The organism is Streptomyces sp. ISL-66 (assembly GCF_018614135.1).
In the GTDB taxonomy this organism is placed as follows: domain Bacteria; phylum Actinomycetota; class Actinomycetes; order Streptomycetales; family Streptomycetaceae; genus Streptomyces.
Window position 1 is genome coordinate 43,390 of sequence record NZ_JAGGOW010000029.1, and the last position, 17,917, is coordinate 61,306.

17 protein-coding genes and 1 tRNA gene are annotated in these 17,917 nt (G+C 72.9%); 9 read left to right on the forward strand and 9 right to left on the reverse strand.

The annotated features are described in order from the left end of the window. Window positions 1-57: 57 nt before the first annotated feature. Window positions 58-1,515, reverse strand: coding sequence for a M1 family metallopeptidase (locus tag J7E97_RS05760; RefSeq protein WP_215023030.1), 1,458 nt, complete (start codon window positions 1,513-1,515; stop codon window positions 58-60). A 205-nt stretch (window positions 1,516-1,720) separates the two neighbouring features. After that, window positions 1,721-2,272, reverse strand: a complete 552-nt coding sequence (locus J7E97_RS05765) for a heme-binding protein (RefSeq protein WP_215023032.1) — start codon at window positions 2,270-2,272, stop codon at window positions 1,721-1,723. A gap of 452 nt (window positions 2,273-2,724) precedes the next feature. On the opposite strand from J7E97_RS05765, the gene J7E97_RS05770 reads away from it, so the two are divergent. The 3 genes from J7E97_RS05770 (at window position 2,725) to J7E97_RS05780 (ending at window position 5,368) form a co-directional block, all read left to right on the forward strand. Next, window positions 2,725-3,981: a sensor histidine kinase gene (locus tag J7E97_RS05770; RefSeq protein WP_215023132.1), complete on the forward strand. Its 1,257-nt coding sequence runs from the start codon at window positions 2,725-2,727 to the stop codon at window positions 3,979-3,981. Beyond that, entirely contained in the window at window positions 3,978-4,601 is a 624-nt protein-coding gene (locus J7E97_RS05775) for a response regulator transcription factor (protein ID WP_215023034.1), read from the forward strand. The genes J7E97_RS05770 and J7E97_RS05775 overlap by 4 nt, the downstream gene beginning before the upstream one ends. A 161-nt stretch (window positions 4,602-4,762) precedes the next feature. Further along, a complete protein-coding gene (locus tag J7E97_RS05780; protein WP_215023036.1) occupies window positions 4,763-5,368 on the forward strand; it encodes a nuclear transport factor 2 family protein in 606 nt (201 codons plus the stop codon). 109 nt (window positions 5,369-5,477) lie between these two features. Here J7E97_RS05780 and J7E97_RS05785 read toward each other — a convergent pair whose 3' ends face one another. Then, window positions 5,478-6,104 carry a response regulator transcription factor gene (locus J7E97_RS05785; protein ID WP_215023038.1) on the reverse strand — a complete coding sequence of 209 codons (627 nt, stop codon included), beginning with the start codon at window positions 6,102-6,104 and terminating at the stop codon, window positions 5,478-5,480. After that, window positions 6,101-6,817 carry a sensor histidine kinase gene (locus J7E97_RS05790; protein WP_215023040.1) on the reverse strand — a complete coding sequence of 239 codons (717 nt, stop codon included), beginning with the start codon at window positions 6,815-6,817 and terminating at the stop codon, window positions 6,101-6,103. The genes J7E97_RS05785 and J7E97_RS05790 overlap by 4 nt, the downstream gene beginning before the upstream one ends. 518 nt (window positions 6,818-7,335) lie before the next feature. Between J7E97_RS05790 and J7E97_RS05795 the strand changes: the two genes are divergently transcribed. After that, complete coding sequence (locus tag J7E97_RS05795) at window positions 7,336-7,839, forward strand: hypothetical protein (RefSeq protein ID WP_215023042.1); 504 nt, start codon at window positions 7,336-7,338, stop codon at window positions 7,837-7,839. A gap of 77 nt (window positions 7,840-7,916) precedes the next feature. Here J7E97_RS05795 and J7E97_RS05800 read toward each other — a convergent pair whose 3' ends face one another. Then, window positions 7,917-8,591: a pentapeptide repeat-containing protein gene (locus J7E97_RS05800; protein ID WP_215023044.1), complete on the reverse strand. Its 675-nt coding sequence runs from the start codon at window positions 8,589-8,591 to the stop codon at window positions 7,917-7,919. A gap of 237 nt (window positions 8,592-8,828) precedes the next feature. Between J7E97_RS05800 and J7E97_RS05805 the strand changes: the two genes are divergently transcribed. Together J7E97_RS05805 and J7E97_RS05810 are read left to right on the forward strand one after the other, a co-directional pair. Beyond that, window positions 8,829-9,821 carry a zinc-binding dehydrogenase gene (locus J7E97_RS05805; protein WP_215023134.1) on the forward strand — a complete coding sequence of 331 codons (993 nt, stop codon included), beginning with the start codon at window positions 8,829-8,831 and terminating at the stop codon, window positions 9,819-9,821. A 104-nt stretch (window positions 9,822-9,925) separates the two neighbouring features. Continuing rightward, on the forward strand, window positions 9,926-11,308 hold the full coding sequence (locus tag J7E97_RS05810; protein ID WP_215023046.1) for an FAD-binding oxidoreductase: 1,383 nt from the start codon (window positions 9,926-9,928) through the stop codon (window positions 11,306-11,308). Window positions 11,309-11,396: 88 nt separating this feature from the next. On the opposite strand, the gene J7E97_RS05815 is transcribed toward J7E97_RS05810, so the two are convergent. Both J7E97_RS05815 and J7E97_RS05820 read right to left on the reverse strand, forming a co-directional pair. Further along, window positions 11,397-11,474 (reverse strand) — tRNA-Thr (locus J7E97_RS05815). Between the two features lie 109 nt (window positions 11,475-11,583). Further along, entirely contained in the window at window positions 11,584-12,252 is a 669-nt protein-coding gene (locus J7E97_RS05820; protein WP_215023054.1) for a hypothetical protein, read from the reverse strand. A 166-nt stretch (window positions 12,253-12,418) separates the two neighbouring features. On the opposite strand from J7E97_RS05820, the gene J7E97_RS05825 reads away from it, so the two are divergent. The 3 genes from J7E97_RS05825 to J7E97_RS05835 all read left to right on the forward strand — a co-directional run bounded on the left by J7E97_RS05825 (window position 12,419) and on the right by J7E97_RS05835 (window position 14,926). After that, entirely contained in the window at window positions 12,419-13,507 is a 1,089-nt protein-coding gene (locus tag J7E97_RS05825) for an ABC transporter ATP-binding protein (RefSeq protein WP_215023056.1), read from the forward strand. Window positions 13,508-13,697: 190 nt separating this feature from the next. After that, complete coding sequence (locus J7E97_RS05830) at window positions 13,698-14,111, forward strand: hypothetical protein (RefSeq protein ID WP_215023058.1); 414 nt, start codon at window positions 13,698-13,700, stop codon at window positions 14,109-14,111. Window positions 14,112-14,164: 53 nt separating this feature from the next. Further along, window positions 14,165-14,926: a nucleotidyltransferase family protein gene (locus tag J7E97_RS05835; protein WP_215023060.1), complete on the forward strand. Its 762-nt coding sequence runs from the start codon at window positions 14,165-14,167 to the stop codon at window positions 14,924-14,926. A gap of 175 nt (window positions 14,927-15,101) precedes the next feature. On the opposite strand, the gene J7E97_RS05840 is transcribed toward J7E97_RS05835, so the two are convergent. Beyond that, window positions 15,102-16,661, reverse strand: a complete 1,560-nt coding sequence (locus tag J7E97_RS05840) for a DoxX family protein (RefSeq protein ID WP_215023062.1) — start codon at window positions 16,659-16,661, stop codon at window positions 15,102-15,104. A gap of 184 nt (window positions 16,662-16,845) precedes the next feature. Further along, complete coding sequence (gene rlmB / locus J7E97_RS05845) at window positions 16,846-17,817, reverse strand: 23S rRNA (guanosine(2251)-2'-O)-methyltransferase RlmB (RefSeq protein WP_215023064.1); 972 nt, start codon at window positions 17,815-17,817, stop codon at window positions 16,846-16,848. Between the last annotated feature and the right edge of the window lie 100 nt (window positions 17,818-17,917).

Sequence of the window (17,917 nt, forward strand, 5' to 3'; positions counted from 1 at the left end):
CACCCGGTACCAGGGAGCCTCGGGCCTAAGGGGCCTTGGGTCTAAGGGGCCTTGGGTCTAAGGGGCTTCGGGCCGCTCCTTGCCGTACAGCCACACGTCCCAGACCTTCTTCAGGTCGTGGCCCGTCTTCTCCTGCGCGTAGGCGGTGAAATCGGCCGTGCTCGCGTTCCCGTGCCGGTGGTCGGCGGCCCAGCCCCGCACCAGGGCGAAGAACTTCTCGTCGCCGACCTCCTGCCGGATCCGCTGCAAGACCATCGCCCCGCGCCCGTACACCGGGGGCTCGGAGATGTCCTCGGGTCCCGGCGGGGCGGCCGGCGGGAAGGCGTCCCAGTCGGAGTCCGCCGCCTTGTCGACGTCGGTGTCCCCGGCCACGTAGGCGTCGAAGTGCTGCTGCGCGCCGGGCCCGCCGTGGTCCTCGGACCAGAGCCACTCGGCGTACGTCGCGAAGCCCTCGTTGAGCCACATGTCCTTCCACGACTTCGGCGACACCGAGTTCCCGAACCACTGGTGGGCCAGCTCGTGCAGGACCAGCAGCTCGCCCTCCTCACCGGTGGGCGCCCCCGAGAACACGGGCCTGGTCTGCGTCTCCAAGGCGTAGCCGAGCGTTCCCTTGGGCAGCACGATCAGGCCGGTCGCGGAGAAGGGGTACGGGCCGAACCGGCCACTGCCCCACTCCACCATCTCCGGCAGCCGCCCCAGCACGGGCGCGCTCGCGGCCGCCTCCCCCGGCGCGACCGCGTCGTAGACGGGGATCCCGGACGCGGTCCGGCCGCTCGTCACCGTGAACTTCCCGACGGCGAGCGTCGCCAGGTAACTCGCCATCGGCTCCGCGCTGTGCCAGGAGAACACGGTCCGCGCGCCGTCGCCGGAGCCTTCGCTCTCGCCCGGATCGTCGGTCCGCGCACCCAACTCCCCGTTCGACACGGCCTCGTAGCCCTTGGGGACGGTGACCGTGATGTCGTACGAAGCCTTGTCGCTCGGGTGGTGGTTGCCGGGGAACCAGGCCATCGACCCGACCGGCTCCCCGACGCCGACCGCGCCCGGCCCGCCCGCGAGCGGGATCCAGCCCTCGCGCGAGCCGTCCGGATCGGTGACGTGCTGGGGCTTGCCGCCGTACTCGATCTCCGTGCGGAAGACCTGGCCCCGGCGCACGTCCTCGGCGGGACGCACGGTCAGCTCGTTGCCGGTCCGGTTGAACCGGGCCCCGGCACCCTGCACGGTGACGCCCTCGACATCGAGGCCGCTGAGGTCGAGGTTGAAGGAGCTCAGCGCCTGCTCGGCGCGCGCGGTGACGACGGCGGTGGCGTCCATCCGGCCGCTGACGGGGTCGTAGTCGAGGTCGAGATCGTAGTGCTCGACCTGGTACCCGCCGTTCCCGGCCTTCGGAAAGAACGGGTCGCGCACCCCCGGCGCACCCGGCCGCCCCTGCACGACGCCGCCCGTACAACCCGTGGTGAGGGCGAACAGGGCGGCGAGGGCGCAGGCGGCGAGACGCCGCGGAAAACGGTGATCCACGCGCCGAGCCTACGCGCAGCACCTTCGCCGGGGGGCGCCGACGACCGCGCCCCTTCGCCCGGACTGTTCGGCGCCGGGACGCGTGGCTCGCGGACTGCTTGGCGTCCGGACGCTCCTTTGGCCGGGCTGTTCGGCGCCCGGACCGCTTTGCACCCGGACGCCTCGTCACCCGGACGCCGTGGCGCCCGGACGCCGTGTTGCCCGACTACTTGTCGAGCGCGTCCACGCCCGCCTTGGCGTACTTCTCGTCCAGGTCGCCGCTCGGGGCGCCGGCCACGCCGACGCCCGCCACCGGGGCGCCCTTCGACTGCACCGGGGTGCCGCCGCCGAGGAAGAGGGTGCCGGGGATGTCCTTCAGGTTCGGGGTCTGCGCGAGGCGGCCCGCGAGCACGGAGGTCGGGGCGTTCCAGGAGACGGCCGTGTAGGCCTTGCGCTGCGCCGACTCGTAGGACTGCGGGCCCGCGCCGTCGCCGCGCAGGGTGACGATGGTGTTGCCGTTGCGGTCGACGACCGCGACGGTCACCTTCTGGTTCTCCTTCGCGGCGGCGTCCAGCGCGGCCTGGGCGGCGCGGGTGGCGGCGTCGACGGTGAGGTGGGTGGAGGTGGTGAAGTTGCTGTCGTCGTCCCGCTTGGCGGAGGCCGCCGCCGGGGCGGACTCCGGGGCCGACGCGGCGTTGGCGCTGACGGCGCCGAACGTTCCGGCGCCGAGGGCGACGGCGAGGGCGGTACCAGTGAGAACGCGGGTGCGGGTCTTCATGTCTGCTGCTCCTGTGGACGTCGGCGCGGCGGGCTCTCCTGCCGTGTTCCCACCCTCTCCCCGCCACCCCCGCCCACCCGTCCCCGTACCGGCTCGCAACGCCCACCCCACCGGTTGACCCCGGGGTCAACCGATCGGCTGATGCGGTGTGGTTCCGGCGACGGCTTACCTGGTCACGGCCCCGGGCGGGGCCCCAGGATCCTCGGGCGCGGGCCGGGCCCTGACGGGGCGGGAACGGGCGGGAGCCCTGGGAACGATGGAAGGGTGGGTAGGGACCCCGCCCCGCGCTTCGGCGCCCGCCCGACCGGCCCGGCCGCCCCCGCGCCACACCCCCGACCGACGACGATGGACGCACCACCAGCAGCCAGGAGCACCACGTGACCAGCGCGAGCCCCACGAGCCCCGTGACCCCCACCCCACCCCCCCAGGGCACCCGCGCACTGGCCACGGTCATGCACACCGCGTTCTTCCTCCTCCTCGGCGCTTCCGTGGCCCGCTTCCTCCTGCGCCACCCCGGCGAACCCCGCACGCCGTGGATCATCGCCCTCAGCCTCACGCTGGCCGCGCTGTACGTCCTCGGCCCCGCCGTGGGCGCCACCTCCGCCTCCACCACCCCCGGCCCCACCCCCGGCCCCGGCCCCGGCGCCGCCCGCCCCCGCCGCTTCCTCTGGCTCGGCCTCGTCGTCGCCGTCTGGGTCGTCCTCGTCGTCCTCGCCCCGAGCTTCGCCTGGTGCGCCGTCCCGCTCTTCTACACCGCCCTGCGCACCCTCCCGCCCCGCGCCGCCGTCGTCCTCGTCGCCCTGCTGACGGTGTTCGTCGTCGCCGCGCAGCTCAAGCTCTCCGGGACCACCGGCGGCGGCGAACCCTTCGACCCCAACCTCCTCCTCGCCCCGCCCGCCGTCGCCGCGCTCGCGACCGCCGTCTTCATCCACATGGAGCGCCAGGCCACCGCCCAGCGCACGCTGATCGACGACCTGATCCGCACCCGACGCGAACTGGCCGCCACCGAACGCCGCGAAGGCACCCTCGCCGAACGGCAGCGGCTGTCCATGGAGATCCACGACACCCTGGCCCAGCACCTGTCCAGCCAGCAGATGCTGCTGCAGGCCGCCGACCGCACCTGGGACACGGACCCGGCCACCGCCCGCGCGCACGTCCGTACCGCCACCGACATCACAGCGCGCGGCCTCGCCGAGGCCCGCCGCCTGGTCCACGACCTCGCCCCGCCCGAACTCGCCGACGGCGCCGGCCTCCCGGAGGCCCTGCGCGCGCTGGGCGCGGGTCCGGACATCGAGGTCCGCTTCCACCTGGAGGGCACGCCGGTACGGCTGCCCGACCGCGCGGAGTCGGCGCTGCTGCGCATCGCGCAGGGCGCGCTGGCGAACGTACGGGAGCACTCGGGGGCCCGTACCGCCGCCCTCACGCTCAGCTTCCTGGGCGACCAGGTGGTCCTGGACATCGCGGACGACGGCCACGGCTTCGCCCAGGACCCGGGTCCGGAAAACAGCACCGGCAGCAGCGGGACCGGCAGCGACACCGGCAGCAGCGGCACCGGACCCCGACACCGGAGCCGGACCGGAAACCGGGGCCACGGCCTCCCCGCGATGCGCGCCCGCGTCCGTCAGCTCGGCGGCACCCTGACCGTCGAATCCACCCCGGGCGAGGGCACCGTCCTCTCGGCCTCGATCCCCCTGGAGCCCACACCATGACGACGATCCTCCTGTGCGACGACCACGTGGTGGTCCGCGCCGGCCTGCTCGCGCTCCTCGGCAGCGAGCCGGACATCGAGGTGCTCGGCGAGGCGGGCAGCGGCGAGGAGGCGGTCGCGCTCGCGGCCAAGCTCCGCCCCGACGTCGTCCTGATGGACCTCCAGCTGGGCGAGGGCATCGACGGGGTCGAGGCCACGCGCCGCATCACGGCCGCCCCGCACCCCCCGCACGTACTGGTCCTGACCACGTACGACACGGACGCGGACATCACCCGGGCCATCGGCGCGGGCGCCACCGGCTACCTCCTCAAGGCCGAACGCCCGGAAGAGCTCTTCGCCGCGATCCACTCGGCGGCCCAGGGCCGCACCACGCTCTCCGCGCCGGTGGCCAGCCGCGTGATGGCCCACATGCGCGGCACGCGCCCCACCCCGCTGACGGACCGCGAGCTCGACATCCTCGGCCAGCTCGCGCGTGGCCTCGGCAACCGCGACATCGCCCGCGCGCTGTTCATCAGCGAGGCCACGGTCAAGACCCACCTGGGCCGGATCTACGACAAGCTCGGCGTCGACACGCGCGCGGGAGCGGTCTCGGTGGCCAAGGAACAACGCCTCCTGCCCTGAACGCGCGCGGACACGACCGCCGAGCACATCGTCCATCCGTACGAGATCGGGCTCGTACGCCGCGCCGATCCGCCGCAGGCGGCCAGGCGGGAGGCTCGTGAGTGCCCCGGACCGCCCCGCACGGACCAGGGCGCCACCCGCCGTGTCGAGAGGAACCCGCCATGCCGCCCACCGATTTCGCCCCCGAACGCCGCCGCATGCTCACCATGCTGGGCGCCGGCGCGGCCGTCGCCGGTTTCGGCGCACTCGCCGCCGCGACGCCCGCCAACGCCGAGGACCTCGCCGCCACCACCTCCTCCTGCGGGCCGACCGGTTCGGTGGAGGACGAGCTGGCGATCCACCGCCTGCTGGAGACCTACCTCTTCGCCGTCGACACCAAGGACAAGGCGGTCTTCCGGACCCTCTTCACCGACGACGCCACCCTCACGGTGATGGCCCACCCCGACGGCACCGCCGGCATCGTAAAGTCCGGCATCGAAGCGGTCGTCGCCAACCTCGACGGCGCCGCTGCCTGGGGCTACTCCACCCACGTCACCGCGAACGCCTTCGTCCGCGTGGCCGGCAGGACCGCGACCGGTGACAGCCACGCCACCGCGCAGCTCGTGTACCCGGCCACCGCGACCGCGCCGGAGACCGTCGTCGTGCGCGGCATCCGCTACCGCGACGAGTACGTGAAGACCACGGGCGGCTGGAAGATCCGCAAGCGCGTCTTCTCCCCGCTGTGGCAGTACAACGGCACCGCCGTCCAGATCGCCTACCCGAACTAGGCCGGGGGCCACAGCACGCGCGGACCGTCCGTCCGGCCGTCCGTCCCCGGCCATCCGTCCGGCCATCCGGGCTGTCGGCTACCGGCTATCCGGCTATCCGGCTATCCGGCTATCCGGGGACGATGAGACCCCGGTCGGCCGCCACCCGCGCGGCCGCCGTACGGTTCTCCACCCCGAGCTTCTCGTAGACGTGCGCCAGGTGCGTCTTGACCGTCGTCCCGCTGATGAACAGCGCCGAGCCGATCTCCCGGTTGGACCGGCCCGTCGCGATCAGCTCCAGGATCTCCGTCTCCCGGGCCGTGAGCACCGTCCGCGGCGCGCGGTACCGGTTCATCAGCCGCGAGACCACCGAGGGCGACAGCGCCGACTCACCGGCCGCGACCGTCCGCAGCGACTGGAACAGCAGGTCGGGCGGGGACCCCTTCAACAGGTACCCCGCCACACCCGCCTCCACCGCCCGCACCACGTACGCGTCGGACTCGTAGCTGGTCAGGACGACCACCCGGGGCGCGTCGGGCAGCCGGGCGATGCGCCGCGTCGTCTCCAGCCCGCACATCCCCTCGCCCAGCCTGATGTCCATCAGGACCAGGTCCGGGGACAGTTCGCGGACCAGCCGGAGCGCCGCCACACCGTCCGCCGCCTCCCCGCACACCTCGAACTCGGCGGAGCCCGACAGCAGCGCCCGCAGTCCCGCCCGCACCACCGGATGGTCGTCCACCAGCAGGATCCGCGTCATGCCGGGCCCCCGGCCGGAGCCGGCAGACACACCGACACCACCGTGCCACCGCCCGGCGTGCTCTCCACCACGGCCGTACCCCCCAGGTACTCGATCCGGCGCCGCAGCAGCCGCAGCCCGTCCCCCCGGAGCTCGGCCGGATCGAACCCGACGCCGTCGTCCCACACGTCCAACACGACCGCGTCCGGCTGATAGGTCAGCGTCACCACCGCCTCCGAAGCCCGCGCGTGCCGCCGCACGTTGCCCAAGGCCCCCTGCACCGCCCGCACCACAGCCCCCTCCACGATCCCCCCGACCCCGCGGGCCTCCCCCACCACCCGAAACCGAACCCGCCCCCCGGGCGCCCCGGGCGCGCGGGACGCCCCGGACACCCCGTCTCCGTCTCCCGCCCCCGCCCCGGCCCCCGTCTGCGCCGCGGCGCACATCCGGCGCAGGGCCTGCGGCAGCGAGGTGCCGTCCAGTTCGGGCGGGGCCAGGTCGTGGATCAGCCGACGGGCCTGCGCGAGGTTCTCGCGCGCCGCAGCCGCGGCCTGCCGTACCAGGACCCGCGCCTGCCCCGGCTCCCGCGTCCACTGCCGGTCGGCCGCGTCGAGCAGCATGTGCATGCTGGTCAGGCCCTGCGCCACCGTGTCGTGCAGCTCGGCCGCCAGCCGGTTGCGCTCCTGGAGCACCCCGGCCCCGGGCGCCTCGCGCCGTCCCCCCGATCCAGCCACGCCGACCCGTCCCCTCCCCCACCCCCGGATCCCGGACCCCCCGGACGCGCCGAGCTTAAGACGGCTCCCCCGGCTCCCCCCAGCCCTCCCGGCACCCGGGCGGCCGCCCGCACACCCCCGCCCCGGGACGAATTCCCCCGGACCGCACCCGCACAACCGGCCCGACGGCCCTGGTGAGACACACCGCCACCAAGAGCGTTTGCGCAGGTGACACGGGATCCGACGACCCGCCCGCACCACCAGCCCGCCGCCCGCCACACCACAGCCCGAGACCGGCCCGCAGCCGCCGCCGACCCCCACGACGAATCAGGAACTCTGATTCGCGCCGACGCCGACCGCCCGGTCAGACGTGACGACGCGGCCGCCCGGTCAGGTGACGGCGCCGACCGCCCCGTCAGAGGTGACGAGGCCGGCCGGAGGCGAGGGGCGAAGGCGAGGGCCGGAGGCGAGGGGCGAAGGCGAGCGACCAGGGCACCGGATGTGCGGGACACCGACGGGGGCGTGACACCATCGGATACGTGCTCGACATCGGCTACTCCCTCTCCCGGCGCTTCCCCGACCCTCCGCAGACCGACTACCGCTCGGCGGACGTCCACTCGCTGCGCCACGACCTGTTCTGCGGGGACGTCTACCTCGCCGACACCAACGCGGACCGGGAAGTATCCACAGCCTGGGGATGGGTGCCGGTACTGGACTTCGCCTGGGCCCTGTGCGACATCGTCGAGCAGCTCGACCAGGACCCCCGCGGCAGCCGCTCCGCGAACCGCCAGTACGCCGAACTCGACTTCACCGAGTCCAGCGACCGCATGCTCTTCGAACGCCGCTTCGGCTGGGTCGACGTCGAGGCGGACTGGATGCCGTCGGAAGAAGACCCGCTGACCTTCAGCCACCGCCTGCTGCGCCGCGAAGCCCGCGACTTCCTCCACGACCTGATCGCGGACCTCATCGACATGCACGACGGCCTCGCCGACAACCCCGTCATCTGGACCCTCCAGTCCCGCTTCCCCCGGGTCCCTGCCTAGTCCCTACCTAGTCGCCTGGTCCCTGCCTGGTCCTAGTGCTGTGGCCGTCCCTTTCGGATCTTGCCGGCCCGCGGCCCCTACGCCAGCACCCTCAGCCCCAGCTGCGCCGCCAACGCCGGAGCCAGCTCGAACAGCTGCCCCGGGCTGATCACCGCCCCCGACAACGCCTCCACCCCCCGCGCGATGCCCAGCTCCGCCGCGCCCCGCAGGTCCACCTCCGACAGCCGCGCCCCCGTGAAGTCCGCCCCCCGCAGCGCGCAGTCCCGGAACTCCACCCGCTCCAGCACCGCCCCCGCGAAGTCCGGCTCCACCAGGACGCACCCTTCGAAGACCACGTCCTTCAGCTTCGCACTCCGCAGATTCAGGTAATCGATCTTGCCCCCGCGTACGAGGACCCGCTCCAGCACCGCCCCGTGCAGCTGAACCCCGCCCAGCCGCGCCTCCAGCAGTTCCACGTCCCGCAGCGAAGCCCCCGACAGGTCGGTCCCGACGCCCCGGACCCCCTCCAGCACCGAGTCCAGGAACCTCGCCTTCGCGAGCCCCGGCTCGTCCAGCGCGCAGCGCCGTAGCGCGCAGTCCATGAACCGGGCCCCGATCCCCTCCTGGCCCGTCAGGTCGACGTCCGCGAGCTCCAGCCCGTCGTAGTCCCCGTCGGGTTCCAGCTCACCGCCGCCCCACGCACTCAGCTCCGGCAGCCGAACCTCCGGCCGCCGCGCCGCCTTCACATCCTGCTCGTGCCCTTTGCGCGCCATTCCCCCATCCTGAACCACAGCACTGACAGAACCCCTTGACCTCGATCCCACTTGAGGTCACAGGCTGACCGCATGACCACGACGAGCGCCACCCCGAACACCCCGACCGCCTCGAACGCCACGAGCACAACCGCCACCACCACCACCACCGACACCGCCACCGCCACCGGCACCACCACCGGCACCGCCACCGGCACCGCCACCGCCACCGGCACCACCACCGGCACCCGAGCCACCATGAACGCCATCCGCCTCCACACCTTCGGCCCCGCCGAAAACCTCACCTACGAACCCACCCCCCTCCCCGTTCCCGCCCCCGGCCAGGTCCGCATTGCCGTCGCCGCCGCCGGAGTCCACCTCCTCGACACCTCCCTCCGCCGCGGCGTCCAGGGCCCGCCCACGCCCCTCCCCGAGCTCCCCACCATCCCCGGCCGCGAGGTCGCCGGCACCGTCGACGCCCTCGGTCCCGGCACCGATCCCGCCTGGCTCGGCCGCCCCGTCGTCGCCCACCTCGGATTCGCCCCCGGCGGCTACGCCGAGTACGCCGTCACCGACGCCGACCGCCTCCAGGCCATCCCACCCGGCCTGGACCCCGCCACCGCCGTCGCCATGATCGGCACCGGCCGCACCACGCTCGGGATCCTCCAGTTCACCGACCTCGGCCCCGGCTCCGTAGCCCTCGTACCCGCCGCCGCGGGCGGCATCGGCACCCTGCTCGTCCAGTACGCGAAGCACGCCGGAGCCACCGTCGTCGCCCTCGCCGGCGGCCCCGCCAAAACCGCCCTCGCCGCCGCCAACGGCGCCGACCTCGCCCTCGACTACACCCGCCCCGACTGGGCCGACACCGTCCGCGCACACCACCCCGCCGGTGCCACCGTCCTCTTCGACTCCGTCGGCGGACCCCTCGCCCGCACCGCCCTCGACCTCCTCGCCGACGGAGGCCTCCACCTCGTCTTCGGCTGGTCCTGCGGCCCCATCCCGCTCACCGACGCCGACCGCGCCGACCTCGACGCCCGCCGCGTCACCACCCAGAGCGTCCTGGGCCCCGCCATGCTCCAACTCGCCGGCGGCGACAACCCGCTGCGCCTCCTCGAAACCCGCGCCCTCGACGAAGCCGCCGCCGGCCGCCTGCGCCCCGCCCTCCAGCGCTACCCCCTCGCCGAAGCCGCCACCGCCCACCACGACCTGGAAACCCGCGCCACCACCGGCAAGGTCGTCCTGGAACCCTGACCCCGGACCGCGGCCCAGCCCAACCCAACCCAACGCACCCCTACCCGGCAGCCCGACGCCACGACCCTGGACACCCCTCCGGAACGCGGTGTAGCAACTCCCCCATGACGATCAACGGCGGCATCTCCTTCTGGTACGCGACCGACGACACCGCCACCACCCACCCACCGCGCACCCCCCTCACCGGCGACTCCACGGCCGACGTCGTCATCGTCGGCGGCGGCTACACCGGCCTGTGGACCGCCTACTACCTCAAGACCGCCGCCCCCGACCTCCGCATCACCGTCCTGGAACAGAAGTTCTGCGGCTACGGAGCCTCCGGCCGCAACGGAGGCTGGCTCTACAACGGCATCGCCGGCCGCGACCGCTACGCCGCCCTCCACGGCCGCCAGGCCGCCCAGCGCCTCCAGCACGCCATGAACGAGACCGTCACCGAAGTCATCGACACCGCCGCCAAAGAGGGCATCGCCGCCGACATCCACCGCGGCGGAGTCCTCGAAGTCGCCCGCACCCCCGCCCAACTGAGCCGCCTCAAGGCCTTCCACGCCGCCGAACTCGCCTTCGGCGAAACCGACCGCGCGCTCTACGACGCCACCGACACCCGCGCCCGCATCGACATCGCCGACGCCGTCGGCTCCAGCTGGACCCCGCACGGAGCCCGCGTCCACCCCCTGAAACTCGTCAAGGGACTGGCCGCCGCCTGCGAACGCCTCGGCGTCACCGTCCATGAATCCACTCCGGTCACCGAGATCAGCCCCGGCCGCGCCCGCACCCCGTACGGCACCGTCCGTGCCCCCTACGTCCTGCGCTGCACGGAAGGCTTCACCGCCTCCCTCAAGGGCCAGAAGCGCTCGTGGCTCCCGATGAACTCCTCGATGATCGCGACGGCGCCGCTCCCCCCGGAGGTCTGGTCCAAGATCGGCTGGTCCGATGCCGCCACCCTCGGCGACATGGCCCACGCCTACATGTACGCCCAGCGCACCGCCGACGACCGCATCGCCCTCGGCGGCCGCGGCGTCCCCTACCGCTACGGCTCCCGCACCGACAACGACGGCCGCACCCAGCCCGCCACCATCACCGCCCTGACCCGCCTCCTGGAGTCCTTCTTCCCCGCCCTCACCGGAGTCGAGATCACCCACGCCTGGTCGGGCGTCCTCGGCGTGCCCCGCGACTGGTGCGCCACGGTCACCCTGGACGCCACGACCGGCCTCGGCTGGGCCGGCGGCTACGTGGGCTCCGGCGTGGCCACCGCCAACCTCGCCGCCCGCACCCTGCGCGACCTGGTCCTCGGCGACCCGACCGAGCTCACGACCCTCCCCTGGGTCAACCACCGCGTCCGCCGCTGGGAGCCGGAGCCCTTCCGCTGGCTCGGCGTCCAGGCCCTGTACGCCGCCTACCGCGAGGCCGACCGCCGCGAATCCACCACCCACACCCCGGCCACGACCCCACTGGCCCGCCTGGCGAACCGCATCTCGGGCCGAGCCTGAGAGCGGGCACGCAAAAGGCCCCGGGCGATCACCCGGGGCCTTCCACTTCTGTACGAATCCACTTGATCATCATGCCGCTGATCAGGGATGGGGCCCCCTGTCGGATTCGAACCGACGACCTACGCATTACAAGTGCGTTGCTCTGGCCGGGCTGAGCTAAGGGGGCACACGTGACACTGCACAACGCACAGAATCGCCTTCACTCTACACATCCACCAGACGCCCCAGCGAAGAACTTTCCGGCCCCTGCAACCCCTCGCCCGCCTCCGCCGCCCTCACACCCCCGGGTACCCCGCACCACCCAGTCGCGGGCCCACCGCCTCCAGCGGCAGCCCCGGGTTGAGGGCGTCGACGATCTCCTGGGTGAGCGGGCGCAGCGACCACACGTGCCGGATCGCCTCCAGGGGGAGGTCGGTCTCGTAGTAGTCCTCGGCGAAGTCGCGGTACGCCTCCGGTGTGCCCGCCGCCAGGATCTTGAAGAGGTAGTCGGTGCCGTCCGGGTCCGCGTGTCCGTCCGGGAACTCGACCGTGCCGGTGCGCCAGGCCGTGTCGCCGTTCTCGCGCCAGAAGACGGCGGTCGCCTGGAGGACGCCGTCCTCCACGCAGAAGGAGGGTTCCGTCACCAGCTGCCCGAAGGCCTCGGGTATGCCGTCCACGAGGCCGGGCCACAGTGCCGTGTCCTCGTCGCCCCACGGGCTCATCGGGGATTCGTGGTCGAATCCGCACCCGAAGACCCCGTCCGCCGTGAAGACGATCGCGTACTCGTCGCCCGAGCCGTTCTCCATGAACGCCGCCTCCTCCCCGTCGCCCCACGCAGGGTCGTACGAGAAGTAGCCGCCCTCGCCGTTGCCGCTGATCACCAGTTCCAGCGCCGCCATGGCGCGGCAGCGCTCGCGCAGCGTCGCGATGTCGGGCAGGGCGCGGGTCAGGTCGTAGATGGTCATGGACGGGATCAAAGCAGCCGCGTCTGACAGTCGGGGAAGTCGCTCCCCCTCAGGTGCTGACAGCAGGCGTTCCGGCCGGTAGCGTCGGCTCGGAGTCCGACCACTGGACTAGACCTTCCACTCGGATCGTCCGGCACGTTCCTGCCGGTAGAAGGGATTCATCACCATGGCTTCTGTCACTTTCGACAAGGCGACCCGTCTGTACCCCGGGGGCGACAAGCCCGCCGTCGACCAGCTGGAGCTGGAGATCGAGGACGGCGAGTTCCTCGTCCTCGTCGGCCCCTCCGGCTGTGGCAAGTCCACCTCGCTGCGCATGCTCGCCGGCCTGGAGGACGTGAACGGCGGTGCGATCCGCATCGGTGACCGCGACGTCACGCACCTGCCGCCCAAGGACCGGGACATCGCGATGGTGTTCCAGAACTACGCGCTGTACCCGCACATGTCCGTCGCCGACAACATGGGCTTCGCGCTCAAGATCGCCGGCGAGGACAAGGCCACCATCCGCAAGAAGGTGGAGGACGCGGCGAAGATGCTGGACCTGACCCAGTACCTCGACCGCAAGCCGAAGGCGCTCTCCGGTGGTCAGCGCCAGCGCGTGGCGATGGGGCGCGCGATCGTGCGCAAGCCGCAGGTGTTCCTCATGGACGAGCCGCTGTCGAACCTCGACGCCAAGCTCCGCGTGTCCACCCGTACGCAGATCGCGGCGCTCCAGCGCGACCTCGGCATCACCACCGTCTACGTCACCCACGACCAGGTCGAGGCCATGACGATGGGCGACCGCGTGGCGGTCCTCAAGGACGGTCTGCTCCAGCAGGTCGACACCCCGCGCAACATGTACGACCGTCCGGCGAACCTCTTCGTCGCCGGCTTCATCGGTTCCCCGGCCATGAACCTCGTCGAGGTCCCGATCGCCGACGGCGGCGTGAAGTTCGGTGACAGCGTGGTGCCGGTGTCGCGCGAGGCGCTGTCCGCGGCCGCCGACGCGGGCGACCGTACGGTCACGGTCGGCGTGCGCCCCGAGCACTTCGACATCGGCGACACGGGTGGTCTGACGATCACGGTGAACGTCGTCGAGGAGCTGGGCGCCGACGGGTACGTCTACGGTTCGACCTCGCACTCCGAGGGCTCGCAGGACATCGTGGTGCGCGTGGGCGGCCGCAACGTGCCCGAGAAGGGCTCGACGATGCACGTCATTCCGCGCGCGGGTGAGATCCACGTGTTCTCGACCTCCTCCGGGGCCCGCCTCTCCGGCTGATCCACCGGTTCCGCCGTGCTGCCCGCCGAAGGGGCGTCTCCTCCAAGAGGCGCCCCTTCGGCGCGAGTTCCGGCAGATCGGGCCATTCGGCCCCAAGCGTCAACCCTTAATTCGAAAAGCCACGTCGAACCATCCCCCGACCGGGTGACTAAATGTCGCCATATCTTCACCGAGCGCTACTCTCGGCGTCGTGACCCACACTGCCCGCCGTATCGGCCGATCCCTCGCCCTGGTCCTGCCCGTCGTCCTGGTCCTGTCCGGGACCCTCGCGGTCACCATGGTCCCCTGGGCGGACAACACCCCCTCCCAGATCCTGACCGCGTCCGCCGAGGACGTCTCCGTTCCCGCGAAGCCGCGTGCCGTTCAGGACGTACTGCGCGAGAAGCTGCTCAACGAGATCCAGCAGGGCGAGCAGCCGGGTGACGTACTCACCCACCTCCAGCAGGAAGTCGACCGGCGGCCCTCGCTCGCCGAGCACTGCGCGGGCATCGCGCGGGCGCTGGGGCGTGCCGCCGTGGACGCCTACGGGCCCACGAAGGCCCAGTCGTTCGCGCGGCCGGTGTGCGACACCGCGTACGCGTCCGGCGTCGCCTCCATGGGCTGACGGCAGCCGTCGGCCGCCGCCGCACCGCGCTCCCGGATCCCGGACCACCGGACATGACCGACTCAGAGGTTCCCTCCCGACCCCACGCAGCCGCGTTCCCGGCTTCCCCGACCCAGGCCGTCGTCCTGGCGGGGGGCCAGGGTTCGCGGCTGCGGCCGTACACGGACGACCGTCCGAAGCCGATGGTGGAGATTCCGGGTACCGGGATGCCGATCATCGGGCACCAACTCGCCTGGCTGGCCTCCGAAGGGGTGACGGACGCCGTCGTCTCGTGCGGGCACCTCGCCGAGGTGCTCCAGAAGTGGCTGGCCGAGGCTCCGTTGCCGCTCCGCGTGACCACCGTCGTGGAGAACGAGCCGCTGGGCCGGGGCGGCGGCCTCAAGTACGCCGCCCGGCACCTCCCGCATCCCGACCAGGCCTGGTTCGCGACCAACGGCGACGTGTGGACCCGTTTCTCGCTGCGCGAGATGGCCGCCTTCCACGCCGAACGCGGTGCGACGGCCACGCTCGCGCTGGCCCGTCCCCGGATTCCGTGGGGGGTGGTGGAGATCAACGAGTACGGGCACGTCCTGGACTTCATCGAGGCGCCGCAGTCCCCCTACCCGGTCAATGCGGGGGTGTACGTCTTCGGGCCCGAATTCGCGGCCCTGCTACCGGATTTGGGCGATCACGAGCGTACGACGTTTCCCCGGCTGGCCCGTGAGCGCCGGCTCGCGGGCTTCCCGCTGCCGCAGGGGGCCTACTGGCGGGCGATCGACACGGCCAAGGACCTGACCGAGGCCGCGCGGGAGCTGGCCGCACAGAGCGGCGCCTAGCCCCCCTGCGGGGCCTCACACCCCCGGTCTCCGGTCTCCGCGCCCCGTCGCTCCCCCGTCACCGCCGACCGCCGTGGGGACACGGAACGCCGTGGGGACACGAGAGGGCCCGGCACGCTCGTGCCGGGCCCTCTCGCGGTCGTTCAGTCAGCCGGTGGACGTCAGCCGGTGGGCGTCATCCGAGGAGGCCGCCGACCAGGCCGGGCTGCTTCGGCGGCGTGCCCCCGGTCCCGCTCGACGAGCCCGCGCTGCCCGTCCCGGAGGAGGAGGCCGGGGGCTTTTGGGGGGCGGACTGGCGGGGCGTGCTGCGCGGGCTCTGGCTGCCGCTGGTGCCGCGCGTGGCGGTGGGTGATCCGGAGCCGCTGCCGACGGTGCCCGGGGCGGTCGAACCGGCCGCGCCCCGGCCGGGCTTGGCGGTGGGCGAGGAGGCCGGGGCCGAGGACTGTGCGGCGGGCGTCGTGGGGGCGGGCGAGGTCGGCTGCTGTTGTTGCGGGGTGCGGGGCAGGGGGCGGCCGGGGAGGTAGTTGCTCGGCGCCTCTCCGGGGCCGGGGACGGTGACGACGGTGGTGGAGCGGACGGCGCCGCCGAGGAGGGAGCCGATGAGGAGGGTGAGTCCGCAGACCACGGTGGCCATGACGGCTCCACGTCGCAGGACGCGCCGTCGCAGCCGCCACAGTTCGGTGCGGGGGCCCAGGGTGCGCCACGCTTCGCCGGCGAGGCGTCCGTCCAGGGAGTAGACGGGGGCGCCCGCGATGATCAGCGGGCTCCAGGCGGCGAGGTAGATGATGTCGGGCGCGTCGTAGGCGGGGACGGTCTTCCAGCTGACGGTCATCAGCAGCGCCGCGGAGAGGAGCGCCCCGAAGCAGGCGGCGAAGCGCTGCCAGAGTCCGAAGACGGTGAGCACGCCGACGATGACCTGGAGGAAGGCCACGCTGAGGCCGGCGCCGACGGGGTGGGCGAGTGCGAAGTCGCGCAGGGGTTCGGCGAGCGCCCAGGGGTGCAGGGTGTGCAGCCAGGTGACCATGGAGCCGCGCTCGCCGCCGTCGAAGTAGACGGGGTCGCACAGTTTGCCCATGCCGGCGTAGATGGAGATGAAGCCGAGGAAGACGCGCAGGGGGAGCAGCACGACGCCGAGGTTCATCCGGCGGCCGGGATAGTACGAGGCTTGCGCGCGCGCGTCGCCGGAGGCGCGGCGGGAGTCCGCTCCGGGTCCGGCGTTTTCCGCGTAGGCGGCGCCGTAGGCCTCGTAGGCCTCGGGGGAGAGCTCCTGCACGGCGGACTGGACGCGCGTTTCATCGGGGTCGCCGTAGCTGCGCTGTCCGATGACGGTCGGGCTGGCGAGCGTGTCGTCGGCGAGGTCGTGGGCGAGGTCGATGCGCGGGATGACCTGGGTGGTTCCGCCGTCGTACTCGTCGTGGCCGCGCCCGTGCTCGCGTACGGCTTGGAGCAGGCCTCCCATGGCGGCGCTGGCGGCGGCGTCGCCGGGGGCGGACTTGCCGCTCCAGACGACGGGGCGGCGGCGTGCGGCGCCGGCTCCGGCGGCCGCGAGGGCTCCGCCGAGCGCGGGAACGAGCCCGGGGGCGCCCGCCGGGCTGGGACGCGCGCTGGGGCTTGGTGCGAGCCGCACGCGGAAGCTGGCGTGGTTGACGATGACCTGCGCGGGGTCGCACGGCACCTTGACCATGCTCAGCGCGGGCTGGTCGTCGAACCCTGGCGTTCTGGTGTCCACACTCATCTAACCGAGTGACGGGTGTTTAGGACACTGCCTTGACATCAGGGATGTGTCCGAGACCCGTCAAAGCAAGCCACCCCGCCCGGAAGGGGCGGGGTGGCACGCTCACGGGTCACGACCGGTGAGCCAATTGGATCAAGCGGCGCCGGGGAAGGCCGCACGGACGGAGCCCGATCCGGGGTGAGGGTTACGCGCGGCCGCGGGTGGCGCGGCGGCGGGCGGCCTCGTAGAGGACGACGCCGGCGGCGACGCCGGCGTTGAGGGACTCGGCGCCGCCGGGCATCGGGATGCGCACGAGGTAGTCGCAGTTCTCGCCGACGAGGCGGCCGAGGCCCTTGCCCTCGGAGCCGACGACGATGACGACGGGGCCGCCGAGCGCCTCGAGGTCGTTGACCGTGTGGGTGCCCTCGGCGGCGAGGCCGACGATGGTCATGCCGGCCTTCTTGTAGTCCTGGATGGCGCGGGTCAGGTTGGTGACGCGCGAGACCGGGGTGCGGGCGGCGGTGCCGGCCGAGGACTTCCAGGCGCCGGCGGTCATGCTGGCCGCGCGGCGCTCGGGGATGACCACGCCGTGGCCGCCGAAGGCGGAGACGGAGCGGACGATCGCGCCGAGGTTGCGGGGGTCGGTGACCCCGTCGAGGGCGACGATGAGGGGGTCCTCGCCGTTGTCGTACGCGGCGGCGGAGAGCTCCTCCGGGTGCGCGTACTCGTAGGGCGGCACCTGGAGGACCAGGCCCTGGTGGTTGAGTCCGCCGGTCAGCCGGTCGAGCTCGGGGCGCGGGGCTTCCATCAGGTTGATGTTGCCGCGCTCGGCCGCGAGCTGAAGGGCCTCGCGGACGCGCTCGTCGTTGTCGATGAACTGCTGGACGTAGAGGGTGACGGCCGGTACGCCGTCGCGCAGCGCCTCGAAGACCGGGTTGCGGCCGACGACCATTTCGCTGGTGCCCTTGGGCCCGCCGCGGCGGGGGGCCGGGCGGCGCTTGGCGGCCTGGCGGGCCATGGCGTTGCTGATGCGGTTCGCTTTGTGCTTCTTGCGGTCTTCGGCCTTGGGCGTCGGGCCCCTGCCCTCGAGGGCCTTGCGCCGCTGGCCACCGCTGCCGACCGTCGCGCCCTTCTTGTTGGATGTGCGGCGGTTCCTGCGCTGGCTGTTCCCGGCCATGACCTCTACCTGTTTCGTTGGTGCTGCGATATGTACGTATGAAGAGTGTGCCGCCCGGAACGCCGGGCGGCCCAATCTGAGTGCGCCAGTGGGACTGCGC